Raw genomic sequence first — 2,779 nt, forward strand, 5'->3', positions numbered from 1 at the left:
CTACAGCGCCGGCCGCTTCGCGCGCGAAGCGCGTTGCTGGATGGCGGGGATCCGCGCCCGCAGCCGCGTCCCCTTGCTCGTCGGCGGAACCGGCTTCTTTCTACGCGCGCTCACGCATCCGCTCTTTCGCGAGCCGCCCATGCCGCCCGAGCGCCGCGAGCGATTCAAGCGCTACGTGGCCCGGCACGGGATGGACGAGCTGCGCCGCTGGCTGGGCGCGCTCGATCCGGCCAGCGCGGCCGGCCTCGCCTCGCACGGCGGGCGCCAGCGGGTCACCAGAGTGCTCGAAGTGACGCTGCTCACTGGACGCCCGCTCTCCTGGTGGCACAGCCAGGCGCCGCCGCAGGAACCGCCGCTCGAGCCACTCGTCTTCGTACTGACGCTGCCGCGCCCGGAGCTCCATGCGCGGATCGATGCGCGTGTGCAGCGGATGCTCGAGGCCGGACTGGTCGAGGAGGTCGAGCGGCTCCTGGATGAGGGCTACGACGCCGCTGACCCGGGTATGAAGACCACCGGCTACGGCGAGCTGATTCCCTATTTCCACGCGGATCGCACGGTCGAGCAGGCAGTGGCCGAGATCCGCCGCAACACCCGGCGCTACGCGCGCAGGCAGCTCACCTGGTTCCGGAACCAGCTCCCGGCCGGCGCCATCTGGCTCGACGCCAGCCGGCCCGCCGGCGAATTGGTCCGGTCTGTTATGGACCCATGGTGCAAGGAGAATCCGTGAGGATCGGCATCACCTGCTACCCCGTCTACGGCGGATCGGGCGCCGTGGCCACCGAGCTGGGGCTCCAGCTCGCGCGCCGCGGACACGAGGTGCACTTCATCACCTACGCCCAGCCCTTCCGCCTGCCCTATTTCGTCGAGCGGGTCTACTACCACGAGGTCGAAGTGCCGTCCTACCCGCTCTTCGATTACCCGCCCTATTGCCTGGCGCTGGCCGTGGCCATGCACGACGCAGCCGTGCGCAGCGAGCTGGACGTGCTGCACGTGCATTACGCCGTGCCGCATGCGACCTCGGCGTGGATCGCACGCGAGATGCTGGGCGACTCTCGACTCCGCGTCGTCACCACGCTGCACGGCACGGACATCACGCTGGTCGGCCAGGACCCCTCCTTCCAAACGATCACCCGCTTCTCGATCCAGAAGTCGGACGGGCTGACCGCCGTCTCCGAGTTCCTGCGTCGCGAGACCGTCAAGCACTTCCAGGTCGCGCCAGACGCCATCGAGGTGATCCCCAACTTCGTGGATCTGGAACACTTTCAGCGTGACCATCACCCCTGCCACCGGGCCAAGTTCGCCGGGCCCGGCGAGAAGATTGTGATGCACATCTCGAATTTCCGGCCCGTCAAGCGCGTTTCGGATGTGGTGCGCATTTTTGCTCGCATCGCTCGAGGCGTCCCGGCGCGGCTCGTACTGGTGGGCGATGGGCCGGAGCGCGGCCGCGCCCAGCAGGTCGCGGAGCAGGAGGGCGTGGCTGCGCGGGTCGTCTTCCTGGGCAAGCAGGAATCGGTAGCCGAGCTGCTGGCCTGCGCCGACCTGCTCCTCTTGCCCAGCGCCTCGGAGGCCTTTGGCCTGGTCGCGCTCGAAGCCATGGCATGCGGCGTCCCTGTGGTCGCGAGCCGGGTCGGCGGTCTGCCCGAAGTGGTGCCCGAGGGCGAGGCGGGCATCCTCGCGCCGGTTGGCGCCGTGGACGAGATGGCGCAGGGCGGCATCGCTCTGCTGTCCGACCCGGAGCGCTGGACAGCGGTGAGCAAGGCGGCGCGGGCCGCGGCCCAGAGCTTCGGCGCGGAGCAGATCGTGCCGCGCTACGAGCACTTCTACCAGGGGGTGCTCGGCGCATGAGTCTCCCGGACGCGATCGTCCTGGGTATTGTCCAGGGCCTCACGGAATTCCTCCCCGTCTCCAGCTCCGGGCACCTGGTGATGGCCGAGTTCGTGTTGAACGCGCCAACGCCGGGCGTACTGGTCGCCGTCGTGCTGCACGCGGCTACTCTGCTGTCCGTGCTCATTGTCTATCGCCACCAGCTCGCGCGACTCGTGTGGGGCGCGATCCGGCGGCAGCCCGAGGCCTGGGCCTACGTCGGCCTGCTCGCGCTGGCGACACTCCCGGCCGTGGTCGTCGCCCTGCTTTTCGAGAAGTCCATCGAGCGCGCCTTCGATACGCCTGCCGTCACCGGTGCCATGCTGCTGGTCACCGGTGTCATCCTCTGGTCCACCCGCTTCACACCCCGGGACAGGCTGCGCCACTGGCCTACCTGGCGGCTCGCTTTCCTGATCGGTGTGGCCCAGGCGGCTGCGATCCTGCCCGGAATCTCGCGTGCCGGGGCCACCATCAGCGCAGGCTTGTGGGGGCGGCTCTCGGGAGAGCGCGCTGCCGAATTCTCCTTCCTCATGGCCATCCCGGCCATTGCCGGGGCCGTGGTGTTCGAGTTGCCTGACCTGCGGGGCTCGATCGCGGGCAGCGGCGGCGCCGCGCTTCTGGCCGGCTTCACTGCCGCCTGCGCGTTCGGGATCATCGCCATCCGCGGGCTCGTCTGGCTGATCCGCCGCCAGGACCTGCGCGCCTTTGCCTATTACGTCTGGGCCGTGGGCGCGTTATTCTTGACATACCTCGCCTCCCGGGGCTGACTCGCCTGTACGCGGCCGGATAATGAGCGCTTCCCAACCTGTCACCCCGTCGCATGACTGGCCCACCACTGTGGCGGCCGAGTCGTGGGAGGGTGCGCACCCCGACGAATGGTCCAGGCGGCTGGGACTCCCCCGGCTGTGCCTCTACC

The 2,779-nt window shown here is 69.3% G+C and carries 3 protein-coding genes; all 3 read left to right on the top strand.

Features of this window, described 5'->3' with window-relative positions; all coding sequences use genetic code 11:
* Window positions 1-727: tRNA (adenosine(37)-N6)-dimethylallyltransferase MiaA (gene miaA / locus HY703_02150; protein ID MBI4543979.1), on the top strand; the 727-nt coding region annotated here is incomplete at its 5' end.
* Entirely contained in the window at window positions 724-1,845 is a 1,122-nt protein-coding gene (gene bshA, locus HY703_02155; GenBank protein ID MBI4543980.1) for an N-acetyl-alpha-D-glucosaminyl L-malate synthase BshA, read from the top strand. The genes miaA and bshA, both read left to right, overlap by 4 nt.
* Window positions 1,842-2,630, top strand: coding sequence for an undecaprenyl-diphosphate phosphatase (locus tag HY703_02160; GenBank protein MBI4543981.1), 789 nt, complete (start codon window positions 1,842-1,844; stop codon window positions 2,628-2,630). The genes bshA and HY703_02160 overlap by 4 nt, the downstream gene beginning before the upstream one ends.
* Window positions 2,631-2,779: the final 149 nt, after the last annotated feature.

The organism is Gemmatimonadota bacterium (assembly GCA_016209965.1).
GTDB lineage: Bacteria > Gemmatimonadota > Gemmatimonadetes > Longimicrobiales > RSA9 > JACQVE01.

What these genes read in the sequence shown, in the direction of transcription:
- HY703_02160 (MBI4543981.1), top strand. Translation starts at nt 1,842, where the DNA reads ATGAGTCTCCCGGACGCGATCGTCCTGGGTATTGTCCAGGGCCTCACG.